The sequence below is a fragment of the Sorangium sp. So ce128 genome (genome assembly GCF_051525245.1).
Classification (GTDB): domain Bacteria; phylum Myxococcota_A; class Polyangia; order Polyangiales; family Polyangiaceae; genus Sorangium; species Sorangium cellulosum_B.
Genome location: NZ_CP150313.1, coordinates 6,887,824 through 6,905,703, shown reverse-complemented (window position 1 = coordinate 6,905,703; position 17,880 = coordinate 6,887,824). Strand labels below are relative to the sequence as shown.

The following is a 17,880-nucleotide window of genomic DNA, read 5'->3' as shown; positions in this document are numbered from 1 at the left end:
GACGAATTTCGCCAGTCGAGGGGCGACGTGGATCGGCGGAGCCGATCTCGTGGTCGGGCTTGCAGATTGCGACCAGATCGCTCAGTATTTCTCGCGTGCGAGAGCGAAAACGACGACCTGACGTGGTGTTTGAGCCGATCATGCGCTCCCACGCCATGAAGAAGGCGGACCAGATCCTTCGCGCCGTCGCAGCGAAGGACGTCACCCTGACGCTGATCGGCGAGAGCGGCTCCGGCAAGGAGGTGCTGGCGAGGCGCGCGCACGAGCTTTCGGAGCGCCGGCGGGGGCCGTTCGTGCCCATCAATTGCGCGGCCATCCCCGACGCACTCTTCGAAAGCGAGCTCTTCGGTCACGAGCGCGGCGCGTTCACCGGGGCAAGCGAGCGAGCGAAGGGCAAAGTCGAAGCGGCCGAGCGGGGCACTCTCTTGCTCGATGAGATCGGTGATATGCCGATGCCGATGCAGGCGAAGCTCCTGCGATTCCTCGAAAACCGCCGGTACATGCGCGTCGGCGGCGCGACGAAGATCGAGGCGGATGTCCGGTTGATGTTCGCCACGCTACGACCCCTCGATCAGGAGGTGCGCGCGGGTCGTTTTCGCGCCGACCTGTTCTATCGAATCCAGGGCATCACGCTCAATGTCCCCGCTTTGCGTGAGCGACGCGCTGACATCGCGCCCCTGCTGAATCAGTTCACCGCGCAGCACTCGGCGCGACACGGGGTTCGCCCGCCGAGGTTCAGCCGGCAGGCCAAGGCGCTGCTGCTCCGTTACGACTGGCCTGGCAACGTGCGCGAGCTCCGGAACGTCGTGGAGACGCTCTGCTTGCTCCGGGATGGGCGACAGGTGCGCGTGGCCGATCTGCCCGAGGGCGTCCGTTCGCTGGTCGTGCCCGAAGAAGCCGCCGCGGGCGTGTCGCGCGCCAGCACCCCGCCCGCGCTCGACCTCGACGACGGATTGGAGTCGCTCATCCAGCAGATCGTCCAGGCGGCGCTGGAGCGCGACGGGGGCGACAAGGTCAAGGCGGCGGCGCGACTTCGGATCAGCCTGAGGACGGTGCAACGCTACGTCGCAGCGGGGCGCGTGCGGGTGCCAAGCGGGCCTGTCCGTGGAGAGCAGAGGGCGGCGAAGAAGTGAGCCGGGCCGGCCCGGCCGACTACCTACGTTGGGGCTGCCCGCAGGCTGCGGTAACGACCGGAGCCACCCAGGTTGCGGTAAACATGTCTCGCTGGGCTCACTCGCGTTCAGCTATCAGAACGAAGCGCTCGCGCACGCGCGCCTCGTTCGACTCGTGACGGACGCGGATCTCATACCGGCCCGGCTGAGCCACGGCCACGCCGAGCGGCGCGTCGCCGCGGTAGCGCGTCAGCCTGTGCGAGCAGCGCTCCTGCCGGCAGTGCTGCTCCAGCGATCCACCTTCGCCGTCAGGCAACCGCACGCGCACGTGCTCCGGCACCTCGAGCTGGACCACCGCCGGCTCGTCCGCGTGGCGGTGGGTCCACAGATCGAGGTGCGTCCACGCGTGCCCTTCGTCAGGCAAGGCGACGGCACGCTCCTCGGATCGCTCGATCGCCGGAGAGCACGCGCCCCTGTCGCCCGCCACGAAGACGGCGACCGCCAGCGCGGCGAGCGCCGGGGCTGCGATGAACGCCATCCGCCCCCGGCGGTCGCTCGCCCGCCGCGAGCGCGCGCCGCCGGCCGCCGCCGGGCGCTCCGGTCGCTCGGGGAGCTTGCTCAGCGCGCGCTCGACGAGCGCATCGGAGGGGCTCATCGAGCGCAGCGCCCGCATGCTCGCCGCGAGATCCGGCGGAATGGGGGGCAGATCGTCGTCGCGCTCGCTCACGTCGAACCCTCCCGCTCCGCGACGACGCGCGGCGCCGCCAGACGCTCGTAGGCGTCGCGCAGCCGCGCGCGCCCGCGGGCGTGGCGGCTCTTCACTGTTCCCTTGGGGATCCCGAGGATCTCGGCCACGCTGTCATACCCGACTTCCTCGATGTCGCATAGCACCACCACGGTGCGGAATTCCTCCGGCAGCTCCTGGAGGCACGCAAGGAGCACTCCAGTGTCCTGGCTCAAGATCGCGGCCGCCTCCGGGCTCGAGACCTCGGCGCGAGGGAGGATGCCGAGCGCGTCGGTGCACACCTCGACGAGCCGCTCGAGCAGGCTGCGGCGCCGCGCCTCGGTCCGGTAAGCCTCCAAGTACTCGTGCCGAGCGATCCCGCAGAGCCAGACGCCGAGGTCGGAGCGCCCCTCGAAGGACGCCGCGTGCAGGTATGCCTTGAGCAACGCGTTCTGGAACAGATCGTCCGCCTGATCTCGCGCGCCGCAGAGCAAGGCGCAGAATCGATAGAGCCGAGGGAGCACCGGGCGCACCGCCGACTCGAACTCCGCGCGCGATTCGCCGAGGGGGGGTCGCGATTCGGTCATGAGGGCCGCTCGAGCATCTAGAGCGTCGAAGACCGGAACTCTAGCGTGGAATGGACGGAGGGGTAGCGCCCGCTGCTCGCGCCACGAGGGGGCGAGCGACGTCACCCCGAAGGAGCAAGAAATGTCCATCGGCCGCCCTGGGACGGAACGGATCCGCGCCGAGGTTCCTGGGCGCCGTGCGAAATCGTCACCCCGAGCGGGAACCTCCGACCGACTGGTCCCGTCCTGGGCCGTGTTCTGACGAACAGCGGGCCCACATGGTGCCCGAACTCCAAGGCGAGCACCGCATGTCCAATCCGAACATTTCGAGGGCGTCGACGTCCTCGGCGTCCACATGGAGGAACGACCTGGTTTCAGGGTTCCTCGTTTTCTTGATCGCCCTGCCGCTCTGCCTGGGCATCGCCATGGCGAGCGGGTTCCCCCCCATCGCGGGCGTGCTCACCGCCGTCGTCGGTGGCATGGTCGCCACCTGGCTCGGCAGCGCGCCGCTGACCATCAAGGGGCCCGCCGCGGGCCTCATCGTCATTGCGCTGGGCGCCGTTCAGGAGCTCGGCGGTGGGGACAACGCCGTGGGCTACCGCCGCGCGCTCGCCTGCATCGCCGTCGCCGCGGTGACACAGATCGTCTTCGCCCTGGCGCGCGCGGGCACGCTCGGCGACTTTTTCCCCTCCTCGGTGGTCCACGGCATGCTGGCGGCCATCGGGATCATCATCTGCTCGAAACAGGTCCACACGCTCGTCGGCGTCACGCCGTCGGCGAAAGACCCGCTCCACCTGATCCTGGAGATCCCGCGCAGCCTGTTGCGCCTGAACCCCGAGATCGCCTCGATCGGCATCCTCTCGATGATCCTCCTCTTCGGCTATCCAGTGGTCGCCAAGAGAGCGCGCTGGATGCAGAAGATCCCCGCGCCGATGCTGGTGCTGGCGCTGTCCGTACCGCTCGCCTATCTCTTCGATCTCGAGCACGAGCACACGTACACGCTCGCGGCGACCCACACGACGTACGCGATCGGGCCGAGCTTCCTCGTCAACCTGCCGGGCAACCTCATCCAGGCGATCGTCTTCCCGGACTTCAGCCACGTCGGCACGCCCGCGTCCATCAAATATATCGTCATGTTCTCGCTGGTGGGTAGCATCGAGTCGCTCCTGTCCGCGAAGGCCGTCGACGCGCTCGATCCCGCGAAGAGCCGCTCCGACCTCGACAAGGATCTGCTGGCCACGGGCGTGGGCAACCTCATCGCGGGCCTGCTCGGCGGGCTGCCGATGATCTCCGAGATCGTTCGCAGCTCCGCGAACATCGGCTACGGCGCGAAGAGCCGGCTGTCCAACTTCTTTCACGGGACCTTCCTCCTCCTCTTCGTGGCCTTCGCGCCGGGCCTCATCCACCGGATCCCCCTCGCCGCGCTCGCCGCCATGCTCACCTTCACGGGCACCCGCCTCGCGTCGCCCAAGGAGTTCGCGAAGACGCTCCGCATCGGCAGGGAGCAGCTCGTCATCTTCGCCACCACGGCTGCAATGTGCATCGTCTCCGATCTGCTCGTCGGCGTCGCGGCCGGCATCGCCGTGAAGCTGCTCATCCACCTGACGAACGGCGCGCCCCTGCGCGTCCTCTTCCGCTCCGAGGTGGACGAGCGCGTCGAGGAGGGGCGGGTCGTGCTGCGCGTCAAGCACGCCGCCATCTTCAGCAATTACCTCAGCATCCAGCGGAAGATCGAGAACCACGCGCACGTCTCGAACATCGAGATCGACTTCGCGAATGCCCGCCTGGTCGATCACACGGTCATGTCCAACCTGCATGAGCTCCAGGGCGTGATGGAACGAAATGGGCGGAAGTTGACGCTCGCCGGCCTCGGCGATCATTTTCAGATGTCATCCCACCCGCTCTCGGCGAGGAAGCGCCCTGTCATCAGCCCCGTCGCCGAGCGCTGAATCGAGTCGAGACGCCATGGCGCGAAGGGGGGATGCGCGCGTGGGGCTCTCCAGGAACAACCGCCACTCGGGAACCCCATGAACAGCGAGCTCTCTCAAGATCTTCGCGCGAGCGCCGCCCGGCAGAAGCACCTGCGCGACGTGGTCGATCACGCCGGACACCTCCTGCCGGCGCAGGGGCCGATCGGCGTATTCGTCCACCACAACACGTTGCACGCGTTCCAGCACCTGCCGTTCCATGACGCGCTCGCCGCGGCGAGCGCCATCTTCGAGGCCGAGCCGTATCTCTCCGAGGCAGACTACCGCGCGCACATCGCGTCGGGTCGGATCGGCGACGAGGACCTCGAGGCCGCGCTCGCGGGGCGGTTCGCCGCGCAGCCGGACGAGCGCCGGGGCCCGCTGTCCCGGCACGAGATCGAGCGGCTCGCGCTGCGCCATCCGATCGACGCCGAGACGGCAGCGGGCCTGCTGTGGCGTATCTCCGAGGCCGGGGAGACGCGCAGGCTCCGGGCCGACGTCCCCGACGAGCGGCGCCGGCGCATCGTCCAGAGCACGGAGCGCTGGCTCGAGGCGCGCCAGGAGATCGCGGCGCGCCTCCGCGACCGGGGGGGCCGCGATCCGGAGTCGCGCGCCGCCCTCGCGCTCTGGGACGCGTGCCGCGCCGTGCCGCTGCCGCCCGCCCCGCCCACGGATCCGCCGCTCGTCGAGCGCGTGGGCGCAGACCGGTCGCACCGCGATCTGCTGGTCGAGCTGGCTGGCGAGGATCCGGCCGAGCTCATCGATCCGCCCATGATCCGGTTCCTCGGCGCCTACCTCGACGAGGGCATTGCACACTGGACGATGCCCGATCGAGCGAAGGGGCTCTGGCGCTGCTTCCGCGACATGGCGCTCGAGGGCTCCCGGCTGGCCGCCCCGGCCTTCGTCGGGCTCGACGCGGAGGTCCGCCGGTTCGACGCGGAGGCGCTGTCGCCGCCCGCGATCGCCGTCCGCGCCCTCGAGGAGCTCTCCGTCGCCGAGGATCACTGGGACGTGTACGTGACACGCGTGCTGCTCGAGCTGCCGGGCTGGGCCGGCATGATCCACCGCCTCGAGCACACGCCGAGCGACCGGCCTCCGGGATCGCCGCCCGTGTCGCTGGTCGAGTACCTCGCCGTGCGCCTGACGCTCGCCCGGTACGCGCTGCGCGACGTCGCGCGCCGGCGGCTGGGGTACCGAGGACCGCTCGCCGGCCTCGTCGAGCATGCCCGGCGCGCCGCGCGGCCACCTGCGCCGCCGTCGAGCTCGCCCGACCCTGCTCGGCCGTTCCGTCTGTTCCAGCTCGCTCAGCTCGCCGGCCTCTCGGCCGCCGAGATCGAGCCGCTATCCAAGGCGGAGCGCGTCTGGGCGCTCGAGGCGCTCGAGGCGTTCGACGAGATCGCGCGGCGCCGCGTCCTGCATGAGGCCTACGAGCACCACCACCGTGCCGAGGTGCTGCACGGGGTCGCCGCGAACCTCCGCCGCCCGGAGGAGGAGCGCTCCGTCGAGGCGCCCCGCTTCCAGGTCGCGTTCTGCATCGACGACCGCTGCGAGGGCCTCCGGAGGCATTTCGAGGAGCTTTCGCCGCGGCACGAGACCTTCGGCGTGGCCGGGTTCTTCGGCGTGCCGATCCGCTACCGCGGGCTCGACGACGCCGGCCACGTGAGCCTCTGCCCGGTCGGCGTGGAGCCGGCGCACGAGATCGTCGAGCGGCCGCACGAGGAGGAGGCGGGATGGCGCCGAAGGGCTCGCCGCAAGCGCTGGGCGCGGCTCCTGCACGCGCTGGGGCGCGGTACCCGCACCATGGCGCGCGGCGTGCTGCTCACCCCGACCCTGGGCCTCCTGTCCACCGTCCCGCTCGTGGGGCGGACCCTCTTTCCGCGGGCCGTGGCGCGGCTGCGCCGCGCCCTCGAGCGGCGCCTGCTCCCGCCGGTGCCGACGCGGCTCCACAGCCCGCATGACGAGGGCTCCGCCGCGGGCGGCGAGGGGCAGCCGTTCACCGCCGCGGCCAAGGCGGCCCGCGTGGCCGCCACGCTGGAGAACATGGGGCTCACGCGCGGCTTCGCGCCGATCGTGGTCGTGCTCGGCCACGGGGCGACCAGCGTGAACAACCCGCACCAGTCGGCGTACGACTGCGGCGCGTGCGGCGGCCGCCACGGCGGCCCGAACGCGCGGCTGTTCGCGGTCATGGCGAACGATCCCGAGGTCCGCGTGCTGCTCGCCGCGCGCGGGATCGACATCCCGGGCGGGACCTTCTTCCTCGGCGGCATGAACAACACGACGACGGACGAGATCGTCCTCTACGATCAGCACCTCGTGCCGGCGTCCCACCGCGGCGAGCTCTCGGCGCTGGTCGGAGCGCTCGACGCCGCGCGCCAGCAGCACGCGCACGAGCGCTGCCGGAGGTTCGCGTCGGCGCCGCGCGAGGGCGACGCCGCGCGGGCGCTTGCGCACGTCGAGGCGCGCGCCGCGGATCTCAGCGAGGCGCGGCCCGAGCTGGGGCACGTGACCAACGCGGTCTGCGTCGTCGGCCGCCGCTCGCTCACCCGCGGGCTGTTCCTCGACCGCAGGGCGTTCCTCGTCTCGTACGACCCGACCCAGGACCAGGGCGGAGCGATCCTCGAGCGCATCCTGCTCGCGGTCGGCCCGGTCGGGGCAGGGATCAACCTCGAGTACTACTTCTCCTGCGTCGACAACCGCCGTTATGGCGCCGGCACCAAGCTCCCTCACAACCTCGCCTCGCTGCTCGGGGTCATGGAGGGATCGCTGAGCGATCTGCGCACCGGGCTGCCGAGGCAGATGATCGAGATCCACGAGCCGGTGCGCCTGCTCGTCGTCGTCGAGGCGAGCACGGACACGGCCGCCGCGCTCTACGCGCGGCAGCCGGCCCTCCGCGAGCTCATCGGCAACGGCTGGATCCAGCTCGCCTGCGTCGATCCGGCGACGCGCCGGATCGCGTGCTTCACGGGCGACGGCTTCGCGCCGTTCTCTCCACCGGATCAACCCTTGCCTGCGGTCCAGCGCTCCGCCGACTGGTACGCCGGGAGGTCCGGCTTCGTTCCGCCTGCGCTCATTCGAGCCGCGTCCACGCGGCCACGTGAGGTCGTCGACCATGCTGTCTGATGTGCTCCTCGGCAAGCTCGCCGCGCTCGCCGTGCTCTCTCCGGCGGCGGCGTTCGCCGCGCTCGGCGCCTACCTGCTGCTCCTTCGCACGCCGAGCGAGCGCGTCGTGTCGCGCGTCGTGCTCTCCACGCTCGCGCTCTCGCTCGCGGCCTCGCTGGCGATATGGCTCTCGGCCGTCGCGGCGCCCTACGCGTTCGTCCCGGTGGCGCTCGGCCACTGGTTCGAGCTCGGCGATTATGCGTTCGAGGTCGTCCTGCTCGTCGATCGGCTGTCGGCGACGATGATGCTCCTCGTCTCGCTGATCGCGCTCCTGGTCGGCAGGTTCTCCGTGGCGTACCTGCACCGCGAGCCGGGCTTCGCGCGCTTCTTCCTGCTCCTCGCGCTGTTCTCGACGGGGATGCTGGGGCTCGTGTCGGCGGGCACCGTCGACCTCCTCTTCGCCGGCTGGGAGCTCGTCGGCGCGACGAGCGTGCTGCTCGTGGCCTTCTTCCACGAGCGCGAGGCGCCGCCGCGGGCCGCGGTGCGGGTGTACATCACCTACCGGCTCTGCGACGTCGGGTTGCTCGGGGGCGCGGTGCTCATGCACGACGTCGCCCGCTCCTCGCAGTGGGGCGAGGTGTTCGGCGGCTCGCCCTGGCCCGGGACCGCCGCGTCGCTCGGGCCCGGCGCGGCGACGGCGCTCGCGCTGTGCCTGTTCCTCGCCGCGATGGGCAAGAGCGCGCAGTTTCCTCTGGGCAGCTGGCTGCCGCGGGCCATGGAGGGGCCGACGCCATCGAGCGCGCTCTTCTACGGCGCCATCTCGGTGCACGCCGGGGTGTACCTCATGCTCCGCGTGGCCCCGCTGCTCCAGCGCTCGCTCGCCGCGAGCGTGGTGATCACCTGCGTCGGGGCGGCGACGGCCGTCTACGGCACGATGGTGGGGCGCGTGCAGGCGGACGTGAAGGGCGCGCTCGCGCACGCGACGATGACGCAGGTGGGGCTCATGTTCGTGGAGATCGGGCTCGGGCTCTACTGGCTCGCGCTCGTCCACCTGTTCGCCCACGCCTGCCTGCGCTGCCTCCAGCTGCTGCGCGCCCCCTCGGCGCTCCGCGACGCGCAGGACATCCGGGCCGCGCACGCCGGTGAGCCGCTGCCGCACCTCGGGCTCGCTGGCCGGCTCCTGCCGGCGGCGCTCGTGCGGCGCGCGTACTGGCTGTCGCTCGACCGGTTCCACCTCGAGGGGCTGCAGGAGCGGCTGGTCGCCGCGCCGCTGATGCGCCTCGGGCGCCTGCTCGACCGGAGCGAGCGCCGCTGGGTGGCGGCGCTGAGCGGCTGGCCTGAGCGCGCCCCCGCGACGCCCGGCGACGAGGGCGCGCGCGAAGAGACAGAGATCGCGGCGGCTTTCCAGCCCCGCGCGCGCGATACGAAGAGGGCTCGCACGTGAACGCCTTTCCGCTCCTCGGGACGCTCGTCCTCACGCCCGCGATCGCGGCGCTGTTCGCCGCCCGGGCGCGCGGCGACGAGCGCGCGCGCCGCGTCGCCCTCATCGGCGCGGCGCTCACCCTGCTCCTCTCGCTGCTGCCGCTCGCGCTCTCCCACGCCGGCGTCACGCTCACCGCCGGGGGGCCCACCTTGCCGCTCCTCGGAGCGCGCCTCCGCCTCGGCCTCGACGGCTTCACCATCACGTTGCTCCCGCTGCTCGGCTTCGTCCTGCTCGCCCTGCTCGCCGCGAGCCCGCGCGCCGCGATCGATCCGCCCAGCGCCGCCGCGCTGCTCGCGACCGGCAGCGCCATCCTCGGCGTGTTCTGCGCGGTCGATCTCGCGGTGCTCGCGGCCGCGTGGGTCGCCGCCCTCGTGCCGGTGGATCGCCTGGTCGCCAGGAAGGGCGCCCAGGACCCGCTCCTCCGGCGCACCTGCCGCATCTTCCTGCTGGGGGGCACGGCGCCGCTCGTCGTGGCGATCGGCGCCATCGCCGTGCTCGCCGCGCGCCAGGGCGCCGCCCTGCCGTTCGACGTCGAGGAGATCGCCCGCGTCGGCGTCCCCGAAGCATGGCAGTCGCCGCTGTTCGCGCTCGTCGGCATCGCCGTGCTGATGCGCATGGCCGCCGTGCCGTTCCACGGCTGGCTGCCGGTGCTGCTGGAGCGGGGGCCGCTCGGCGTGACCATCCTGCTCGCCCAGATGCAGGTCGGCGTCTGCGTGCTCGTTCGCGTGGGGGTGACGCTCCTGCCCGTGGGCTCCGCCGACGGCATGCCGATCCTCGCCGTGCTCGGCCTGATCAGCGCGCTGCACGGCGCGGTGCTCGCGCTGGTCCAGACCGATCTGCGCCGGCTGCTCGGCTACCTCGTGGCGAGCCAGAAGGGGCTCGTGCTCCTGGGGGTCGCCTCGCTGAGCCCGCAGAGCGTGAGCGGCGCCCTCCTGCAGAGCATCGCCTTGTCGATCGCGATCACGGGGCTCACGATGGTCGTCGGCGCGATCGAGGCGCGCGCCGGCACGGCGGACACGCGGGAGCTCGGCGGCCTCGTCGCCCGGACGCCCCGCATGGCCGCTTTTTTCTTCCTGCTCGCGTGCGCCATGATCGGGATGCCGGGGGCGCTCTCGTTCGTGAGCGAGGACCTGCTCCTGCATGGAATCTTGCACGCCCATCCCGTGCTCGCGGTGCTGGCGCTGACGGCGGCGGCGCTCAACGGGATCACGCTGTTCCGGGCGTTCCAGCGGACCTTCCTGGGGCCGCTCCGGCGCCACCTGAAGGGCGCCGCGCTGGAGGCGCTCGTGCTCCGGGAGCGAGCGTTCCTGCTCGCGCTGGTCGCGCTCACCCTGGTCCTGGGGGTGGCCCCGGCGCGGCTGATCGCGATCCATGAGCCGGTGGTCGAGCGGGTCCTCCACGACGTGGCGCACGGCGCGCAGGCGCGCCTCGCGGCAGCCGCGAACCGCCGATCCATCGACGCGGACGGCCGGGCGCCCCGTCGTGACGGACGGCCGTCGCCCTGAGCCGCGCCCGGCGGACGGCGCGCGCTGCGCTCGCCGCCGCCGGCCATCGCTCAGAGCAGGTAGCGCTCTCCCGAGTCGGGCAGCACGGTCACGATCGTCCCGCGCACCCTGCGCGCGATCTCCACGGCCGCGTGGACGTTGGCGCCGGAGCTCGGCCCGACGAGGAGCCCCTCCTCGCGGGCGAGCCGCCGCGCCATGCGCGAGGCGCCCGCTTCGGTCACCGTGAGGATCTCGTCGATGAGCGACCGCTCGAGGATCGCCGGGACGAAGCCGGGGCCGAGGCCCTGGATGCCGTGGGGGCCGGGGCCTCGCCCGGAGAGCACGGCGCTCTTCGTCGGCTCGACGGCGCAGATGCGGACCGCGCCGCCGAGCTGATCCCGGAGCACGCGCCCGCAGCCGGTCAGCGTGCCGCCGGTGCCCACGCCGACGACGAAGGCCGCGACGTCGCCGCCGGTCTGCGCGAGGATCTCGAGGCCGGTGGCGCGCGCGTGGGCGCCGGGGTTCGCCGGGTTCTGGAACTGCTGGCTCATCCACCCGCCGGGGGTCGCCTCGCAGATCTCGATCGCGCGGGCGACCGCGCCGGCCATGCCCTGGCCCTCGGGCGTGAGGACGATCTCGGCGCCGTACGCGCGGAGGACGTGCCGGCGCTCGACGCTCATGTCCTCGGGCATGACCACCACGCAGCGGTAGCCGCGTACGGCGGCGATCATCGCGAGGCTGATCCCCGTGTTGCCGCTCGTCGCCTCGACGATGGTCGACCCTCTCCTGAGGATCCCTTCGCGCTCGGCGCAGAGCACCATGCCGAGCGCCGCCCTGTCCTTGACGCTGCCGCCCGGGTTCATCGACTCGAGCTTGCCGTAGACGACGCCTCCGCCCTCGGGCGAGACCCGAGCAAGGCGGACGAGCGGCGTGCCGCCGATGAGCGACAGGGCGTCCGGCACGACCGGACCGACGCGGACGCCAGCAGGCGGAGGAGCCGAGCTCTCACCAGGCGCGTCGGGCGGACTCGGCGGTCCGTCGCCCGGTGCTCGAGGGGACGACATGCCGCCAGTGTACACGTGAACAGGGCATCCCCGGGCAACGTGCCGGAGCGCACGCCCCTCCAGGGGCGCCGGCCCCGCTTTACATCGAGATCTCCGAGAGAACCCCGTAATGATCCGAAGCGGCGACGCCGTTGCGGATCTCCTCGAAGACGACCCTCGACGAGAGCGGCTTGCCTCGCCCCTGCGCGTCCGGGCCGCGGACGAAGACGTAATCGATGCGGCGCGGGTACTCGTTCGTGATGGCCGCGAACGGGTTCCGCACCGGATCGAAGGTGAATCCGGGGCCCTTGCCCGTCTGGTCGAAGGTGTCGGCGAAGTAAACGCTCTTCTGGTTCAGGGCGTGCAACCCCTTCATGAACCGGATCTCCGTGGCCTCGGGCTGCGCGTTGAAGTCGCCGACGACGATGGGCGGCAGGCCCTCCATGGGCGCCTCGCGCATGACGATGTCGGCCACGGCCGCGACCTGCGCCTCGCGCACGGCGCCGTGGTGGAACTTCCAGTTGAGGTGGGTGACGAAGAACGGGATCGCGCCGTGGGGCGACCCGAGCTCGGCGAGCAGGATCGAGCGCTTCTCGTCGGTCTCACCCGTGGGCAGGGGGAACGCCTGGCTCCGCGCGATCGGCCAGCGCGACAGCACCGCGTTGCCGAAGAGCACGCCGCCGCCGAGGTCGTGCGCGGCGCCGAACGCGACCTCGTAGCCGAGCCCGTCCGCAATGCCGTCGGCCAGCGATCGACCCTCGTACGACAGCACCTCCTGGAGGCCGACCACGTCGGGATCGAGCTCGCGGAGACCCTCCCGGATGAGCTCGAGGCGCGCCTCCCACGGGTCGTGGCGGTTCCAGATGTTCAGGCTGAGCACCCGGAGGGAGCTGCGAACACGGATGCCGGATCCGCCGTGCGGGGAGCCGCTGATCCCGGAGCCTTCTCGAGGACGTTCCATGCCGACGGGCTACGCCAGCTGCGCGCCCGGATCCAGCCGTGATACGAAGGGCCCGGCGCAGGCCGCTGCCCCTCCGGCGCGGAAGGGCGGCCTTGACCGGGAGAACCTGAATGATCACGTGTGCTCGTCGACGCGGGCGGCCTGGATCGGCCTCCTTCCGACCTCGGACCTCGCTCCGCATGACCGCGAGCTTCCTCCTGCTCGCGCTGGTCGCCGGTTGCGAGAGCAAGATGGATCCCAAGGAGTGCGACAAAGTCCGCGGCGACGCCTTCGAGATGGTGAACAAGGCGCAGCACTGCAACACGGACGCCGACTGCCGTCAGAGCGAGTGGCCGGGCTGTGCGAAGCCCATCAGCAACGCGACCTTCGACAAGATCAAGCCCCTCTCGGAGAGCTACAAGACGGGCAAGTGCGAGGAGCCCAAGGTGGACTGCAAGGCCCCGCCGGACGCCTACTGCAAGCAGGGGCTCTGCGTGCACCGCGAGATCGGCACGCCGGAGGGGGCGGGCAACACGCCCACCGACCAGATCCAGATCCAGTGATCCCCGCCACGCCGTCCGCCAGCGAGCCCCGCGGGCCGCTGCGCGGCGGCGCTGCCCGAGCGCGGCGCGCGCCGGCCAGCGCCGCGCGCGGGAGTGCGCTGCCGGGCGCAAACGGGCGCGCCGCCTCGGTACGCGCTTGACGCGCGAACCCGCAGGGGCCACGGACGCGGCCGTGAGCGAAGGCTTCTATCGCGGCAAGCGCGTCGTGGTGACCGGCGCCGGCGGGTTCATCGGCAGCCACCTCGTCGAGGCGCTGGTCCGGGAGGGCGCGCGCGTGAGGGCGCTCGTCCGGTACACGTCGGGCTCGCGGCGCGGGCACCTCGACCGGCTCCCCGAGGACGTCCTCGCGGAGGTCGAGGTCGTCCCCGGCAACGTGGAGGACGCGGGCGCGGTCCGGTCGCTCGTGCGCGGCGCCGACGTCGTGTTCCATCTCGCGGCCCTGATCGGGATCCCGTACTCGTACGTGGCCCCGCAGCAGTACGTGGCGACCAACGTGCAGGGCACGCTGAACGTCCTCGAGGCGGCGCGCGAGCACGGCGCGCGCGTCGTCCACACGTCGACGAGCGAGACCTACGGCACCGCGCGCTACACGCCGATCGACGAGGCGCACCCCCTGACCGGCCAGTCCCCGTACTCGGCCACGAAGATCGGCGCCGACAAGCTCGCCGAGAGCTATCACCTCTCGTTCGGCCTCGAGGTGGCGACCATCCGGCCGTTCAACACCTACGGCCCGCGGCAGTCGTCGCGCGCGATCATCCCGAGCGTGATGCAGCAGCTCGCCGCCGGCAGCGCCGCGCTCCGCATCGGCAGCACCGCGCCGGTGCGGGACCTCAACTTCGTGGCCGACACCGTCGCCGGCTTCCTCCTCGTCGGATCGAGCGCGCGGGCCGTGGGGCAGACGCTCAACGTCGGGAGCGGGCGCGCCATCTCCATCGGCGATCTGGTCCGCCTCATCTTCGAGGTGACGGGCAAGCGCGCGGAGCTCGTGACGGACGAGGCCCGGGTGCGCCCCGACGCGAGCGAGGTCATGGTGCTGCTCGCCGATTTCCGTCGCGCCGCGGAGCTCGTCGGCTACGCGCCCCGCGTGCCGCTCGAGGAGGGGCTCGCGCGGACGTACGCCTATGTCGAGCGTCACCTCACCGATTACCGGCCGCGCGAGTACGCGATCTGACGCACGCCGCCGCGCGGCCGGGGGCCAGCGCCTCGCGCGCCCTCTCCGCGAGGCGCCGGCTGGATGGATGGAAGGCCATGTGGAAGATACCTCTCAGCGATCTCTCGTTCGGGCCTGAAGAAGCGGAGGCCGCGCGGCAGGTCGTCGCGTCGGGCTGGTTGACGATGGGAGAGCGGACGGCGCAGTTCGAGCGGGAGCTCGGCGAGGCGCTCGGCACCCCGCGGGTGCTCGCCGTGACGAACTGCACCGCCGCGCTGCACCTCGCGTACACCGCGCTCTCCGTGGGCCCCGGCGACGAGGTGATCTGCCCGAGCCTCACGTTCGTGGCGACCGCCAACGCCGCGCTCCTGTGCGGGGCCAACGTGGTGCTCGCCGACATCGTCGGCGGCGACGACCTCAGCATCGATCCCGCCGACATCGTCCGCAAGATCACCCCGAGGACGCGGGCGATCGCGGTCGTCCATTACGCCGGCTACCCTTGCGACATGGACGCGATCTGCGCGATCGCGGCCGAGCGGGGGCTCGCGGTGGTCGAGGACGCGGCGCACGCGCCGCTCGCGAGCTACCGGGGCAGGGCGCTCGGGACGCTGGGGGACGTCGGCTGCCTGAGCTTCTTCTCGAACAAGAACCTCGCGGTCGGCGAGGGGGGCGCCGTGATCGCGAGGGACGACGCGCTCCACGCGCGCATGCGGCTCCTCCGCGCGCACGGGATGACGACGCTCACCCTCGATCGGCACAAGGGGCACGCGTTCACCTATGACGTCGTGGACGCGGGCATGAACTACCGCATCGACGAGATCCGCAGCGCCATCGGCCTCGTGCAGCTCGGCCGGCTCGCGGCGGGCAACGCGCGCCGGCGCGCGCTCGCGGCGCGCTACCACGAACGCCTCGCCGGGGTGCGGGGCCTCGGGCTGCCGTACCGCGACTTCTACGCGCGCGGGCTGGGGGAGAGCGCGCACCACCTCATGCCGGTGCTCCTGCCCGAGGGCACCTCGCGCGAGGCCGTGATGGAGGCCATGAAGGCGCGCGGGGTCCAGACGAGCGTGCACTACACGCCGATCCACCGCTTCTCGCACCACGGCGCCTCCGACCGGGTGCGCAAGGAGGGGCTCTCGCGGACGGACGCGATCGCGGGCCGCGAGCTCACGCTGCCGCTCCACCCGCGCATGGCCGACGCCGACGTCGACGCCGTGTGCGAGGCGCTCGCCGCGTCACTCCGGTAGGTACCGCTGCCGGTTCTTCTCGAACTCGTCCTGCGCTTCGGCGAAGTCGTCGCTCCTTCCGATGTCGAGCCAGTGGCCCCGGAAGGGGAAGGTGGCCACCGGCTCGCCGGCGCCGAGCAGCGCGTGCATCAGGTCGTCGAACCCGAACGGCCGGCCCTCGGGGATGAAGCGCAGCACGCCGCGGCTCATCGCGTAGATGCCCATGCTGACCCAGAACGTGTACGTCGGCTTCTCGCGGAAGCTGACGACGCGCCCGTCGGCGCCGAGGTCGAGCACCCCCAGGTCGATCTTCGAGGCGCGCTCGCAGACGGCGACGGTGAGCGGCGATCCGGTCGACTCGCCCGTCCGGTGGAGCGCGGTGAAGTCGAGATCGCTGAGGATGTCGCCGTTCATCACGAGGAAGCGCTCCGGCAGGTCCCGCTCGATGATCCGGAGCGGACCCACGGTCCCGAGCGGCGTGTCCTCGCGCTGGTAGGCGATGCGCAGCCCGTATCGGCTCCCCTCGCCGACGACCGCCTCGATGAGCGCGGCCTGGTGGCCGACGCACATCACGACGTCGGTGACCCCCGCTCGCGCCAGCTGCCGGAGGAGGATCTCGACGATCGTGTGATCCCCGATCGGCATGAGCGGCTTCGGGATAAGGGCGGTGTAGGGGCGGAGCCGGGAGCCTTTGCCGCCGGCAAGCACGACTGCCTTCATGCGATGACGTATACCCACGCGCTGCCCGGACGGGTGACCATTCCGCAGAATTTCACGGTTGCCCGGCCCGCGGCGTCCTCTCCGATTGACTCTCTTCGGGCTGCTCTATTACTGGTTGGAGAGCGTCCCGCGGCAGGTCAGCCCCGGCGTGGGGCGATTCACCCCTCACAGGCGACTTGGGCAGCAATCATGACGATGGTACCTCCGTCCCGTACCCCCGCCAGGAAGCGCCGGAAGCTCGGATATCGAGGCAGCGGCACCTTCGCCATGTGCAGCGCCGGCCCGCACCCGGGCGGTCCGCTCTTCCGGCAGCTGTGCACGCTCGCCGACCGCTTCAACGCGTGCGAGGGCGATCCGGCCGCGGCGCAGATCGGGAGCGTTCTCTCGCTGCTCGCCTTCTACGCGACCAAACCGAACGACCGGGATTTCCGGTTGCCGTTCGGCTCCTTCGTCATGGATCTCGCCCTCGCCGACGAGGCGCGGGCTCGGGCGCCGGGCGCCGGGCCCGTCCCGTACGGGCGCCCGCTGCTCGCTCGCTGACCTGGGCTTCATGAGCACGCGAGAACTACCGACGCGCCCAGCGGGGCGCAGCAAGCGGACGGCATCGGCCTCGGTGGTGCTCATCGTGAGCGCCAGCGAGCAGCTCGCGGAGCGTTGCCGGCGGCTGGTCTTCGTCGAAGGCGCCGACCTGCTCGCGTGCGATCTCGTGTCGCTGCGCGGCAGCGCGGCATGGCTGAACCCGCTGGCCATCGTGATGACGCAGGACGTGCGGGCGTTCGATCCGGAAGGGTTCATGGAGCTGTCGCGGCGCATCGGCGCCGAGCTCGTGGTGCTCCCCTCCGAGAACGTGTCGGACACACAGCTCACCGCGATGATCACGGCGGCGCTGGACATCGCCCAGCGCCGCCGGACCGACTGACGGCGAAGAGCGGCGGTCGAGGGCGCGTCAGTCGCGCGGCGGGAGGACGTCGCCGGACCGGCTCGCCCGCAGGCACCCCTCGTCGAGGCCCAGCTTGCACGCCTTCGTGAACAGCTCGACCGCCTTCCGGTCGTCGCGCTTCACGCCCTCGCCCTCCGCGTGCAGATGTCCGAGCTCGACGCAGGCGGGGGCGTTCCCGCGCTCGCAGACGCGCTGGAACAGCGCGGCCGCGCGCCCGGGATCGGCGCTCGCGCCCTGGCCGTGGAGGTAGGCCCTGCCTGCCGCGAGGCATCCGAGGTTCGCGCCCGCGTGGCATGCGCGCGCGTGCCAGTAGAGCGCCGCCTCGTCCGCCTCGCTCGCCCCGCCGGCGCCGTCCGCGCGCGCGAGCCGATCGTGGTAGGCGTCGCCGAGCCGCAAGCAGCCGCGCGCGCTCCCCTCCGCGCACGCCTTCTCGAACAGCGTCATCGCTCGCTCCACGTCGATCGAGACGATCGCTCCGCCCAGGTACATCGATCCCAGCGTCACGCAGTCCTCGATCTGGTGGTCGGCGCAGCCGTTCGTACAGCCGACGAGATCGTCCGCCTCACAGGGCAGCCGCAGCGGCGGCGGGGCCGCCTCGGCGCTCGCCGCGGCTCGCGGCGTCGCCGCGCGCCCCTCGGGGGCAGGTCGGCCCGGATCGGCAGGGCGCCGCGCCGCGGTCGCGCTGCTGCAGCCGCAGAGGAAGAGCGCGCCGAGGAGCGACTGGGCGAGTTCGCGCACGTGCATGCTCGAACTCATGACACACAGGGAGCGCTCTCCCAATGCCGCCCCTCGGGCACATTCAACCCCGCCGCGTTTGCCCCGGGCGCGCACGTTTGCCCCGGGCGCGCGGGGTAAGGGGGGCGCTC

The 17,880-nt window shown here is 72.0% G+C and carries 16 protein-coding genes; 10 read left to right on the top strand and 6 right to left on the bottom strand.

The genetic code is table 11. The features are described from left to right. Positions 1–140 precede the first annotated feature (140 nt). Positions 141–1,133: a sigma-54 interaction domain-containing protein gene (locus tag WME82_RS26200; RefSeq protein WP_438037525.1), complete on the top strand. Its 993-nt coding sequence runs from the start codon at positions 141–143 to the stop codon at positions 1,131–1,133. Positions 1,134–1,230: 97 nt separating this feature from the next. Here the strand turns inward: WME82_RS26200 and WME82_RS26195 are convergent, their stop codons facing one another. Next, positions 1,231–1,839 (bottom strand): hypothetical protein, encoded by a 609-nt coding sequence (locus tag WME82_RS26195; protein ID WP_437911352.1) that lies wholly within the window; start codon positions 1,837–1,839, stop codon positions 1,231–1,233. After that, the gene (locus WME82_RS26190; protein WP_438037524.1) at positions 1,836–2,423 is read right to left on the bottom strand and encodes an RNA polymerase sigma factor; all 588 of its coding nucleotides are present in this window, start codon (positions 2,421–2,423) and stop codon (positions 1,836–1,838) included. Before WME82_RS26190 ends, WME82_RS26195 begins: the two co-directional genes overlap by 4 nt. A 287-nt stretch (positions 2,424–2,710) precedes the next feature. Between WME82_RS26190 and WME82_RS26185 the strand changes: the two genes are divergently transcribed. From WME82_RS26185 to WME82_RS26170, 4 genes are all read left to right on the top strand, one after another. Further along, entirely contained in the window at positions 2,711–4,351 is a 1,641-nt protein-coding gene (locus WME82_RS26185) for a SulP family inorganic anion transporter (protein ID WP_438037523.1), read from the top strand. Positions 4,352–4,429: 78 nt separating this feature from the next. Next, positions 4,430–7,489: a YbcC family protein gene (locus tag WME82_RS26180; protein ID WP_438037522.1), complete on the top strand. Its 3,060-nt coding sequence runs from the start codon at positions 4,430–4,432 to the stop codon at positions 7,487–7,489. Further along, positions 7,479–8,912, top strand: coding sequence for a proton-conducting transporter transmembrane domain-containing protein (locus WME82_RS26175; protein WP_438037521.1), 1,434 nt, complete (start codon positions 7,479–7,481; stop codon positions 8,910–8,912). The genes WME82_RS26180 and WME82_RS26175 overlap by 11 nt, the downstream gene beginning before the upstream one ends. Beyond that, positions 8,909–10,456: a complex I subunit 4 family protein gene (locus WME82_RS26170; RefSeq protein ID WP_438037520.1), complete on the top strand. Its 1,548-nt coding sequence runs from the start codon at positions 8,909–8,911 to the stop codon at positions 10,454–10,456. The genes WME82_RS26175 and WME82_RS26170 overlap by 4 nt, the downstream gene beginning before the upstream one ends. 50 nt (positions 10,457–10,506) lie before the next feature. Here WME82_RS26170 and cysK read toward each other — a convergent pair whose 3' ends face one another. Both cysK and WME82_RS26160 read right to left on the bottom strand, forming a co-directional pair. Next, on the bottom strand, positions 10,507–11,397 hold the full coding sequence (gene cysK / locus WME82_RS26165; protein WP_437748031.1) for a cysteine synthase A: 891 nt from the start codon (positions 11,395–11,397) through the stop codon (positions 10,507–10,509). Positions 11,398–11,578: 181 nt separating this feature from the next. Beyond that, entirely contained in the window at positions 11,579–12,439 is an 861-nt protein-coding gene (locus WME82_RS26160; RefSeq protein WP_437739190.1) for an endonuclease/exonuclease/phosphatase family protein, read from the bottom strand. A gap of 179 nt (positions 12,440–12,618) precedes the next feature. Between WME82_RS26160 and WME82_RS26155 the strand changes: the two genes are divergently transcribed. From WME82_RS26155 to WME82_RS26145, 3 genes are all read left to right on the top strand, one after another. Beyond that, complete coding sequence (locus WME82_RS26155; protein ID WP_438037519.1) at positions 12,619–12,981, top strand: hypothetical protein; 363 nt, start codon at positions 12,619–12,621, stop codon at positions 12,979–12,981. Between the two features lie 172 nt (positions 12,982–13,153). Beyond that, positions 13,154–14,152, top strand: coding sequence for an SDR family NAD(P)-dependent oxidoreductase (locus WME82_RS26150; RefSeq protein ID WP_437739188.1), 999 nt, complete (start codon positions 13,154–13,156; stop codon positions 14,150–14,152). Between the two features lie 77 nt (positions 14,153–14,229). Beyond that, positions 14,230–15,375, top strand: coding sequence for a DegT/DnrJ/EryC1/StrS family aminotransferase (locus WME82_RS26145; protein ID WP_438037518.1), 1,146 nt, complete (start codon positions 14,230–14,232; stop codon positions 15,373–15,375). On the opposite strand, the gene WME82_RS26140 is transcribed toward WME82_RS26145, so the two are convergent. Continuing rightward, positions 15,364–16,074 (bottom strand): nucleotidyltransferase family protein, encoded by a 711-nt coding sequence (locus tag WME82_RS26140; protein WP_438037517.1) that lies wholly within the window; start codon positions 16,072–16,074, stop codon positions 15,364–15,366. The genes WME82_RS26145 and WME82_RS26140 overlap by 12 nt on opposite strands. A 189-nt stretch (positions 16,075–16,263) precedes the next feature. Here WME82_RS26140 and WME82_RS26135 point away from each other — a divergent pair, with 189 nt between their 5' ends. Continuing rightward, positions 16,264–16,614: a hypothetical protein gene (locus tag WME82_RS26135; RefSeq protein ID WP_438037516.1), complete on the top strand. Its 351-nt coding sequence runs from the start codon at positions 16,264–16,266 to the stop codon at positions 16,612–16,614. Positions 16,615–16,624: 10 nt separating this feature from the next. Then, complete coding sequence (locus WME82_RS26130; RefSeq protein ID WP_437739184.1) at positions 16,625–16,993, top strand: hypothetical protein; 369 nt, start codon at positions 16,625–16,627, stop codon at positions 16,991–16,993. Positions 16,994–17,020: 27 nt separating this feature from the next. Here WME82_RS26130 and WME82_RS26125 read toward each other — a convergent pair whose 3' ends face one another. After that, positions 17,021–17,758 (bottom strand): tetratricopeptide repeat protein, encoded by a 738-nt coding sequence (locus WME82_RS26125; RefSeq protein WP_437739183.1) that lies wholly within the window; start codon positions 17,756–17,758, stop codon positions 17,021–17,023. Positions 17,759–17,880: the final 122 nt, after the last annotated feature.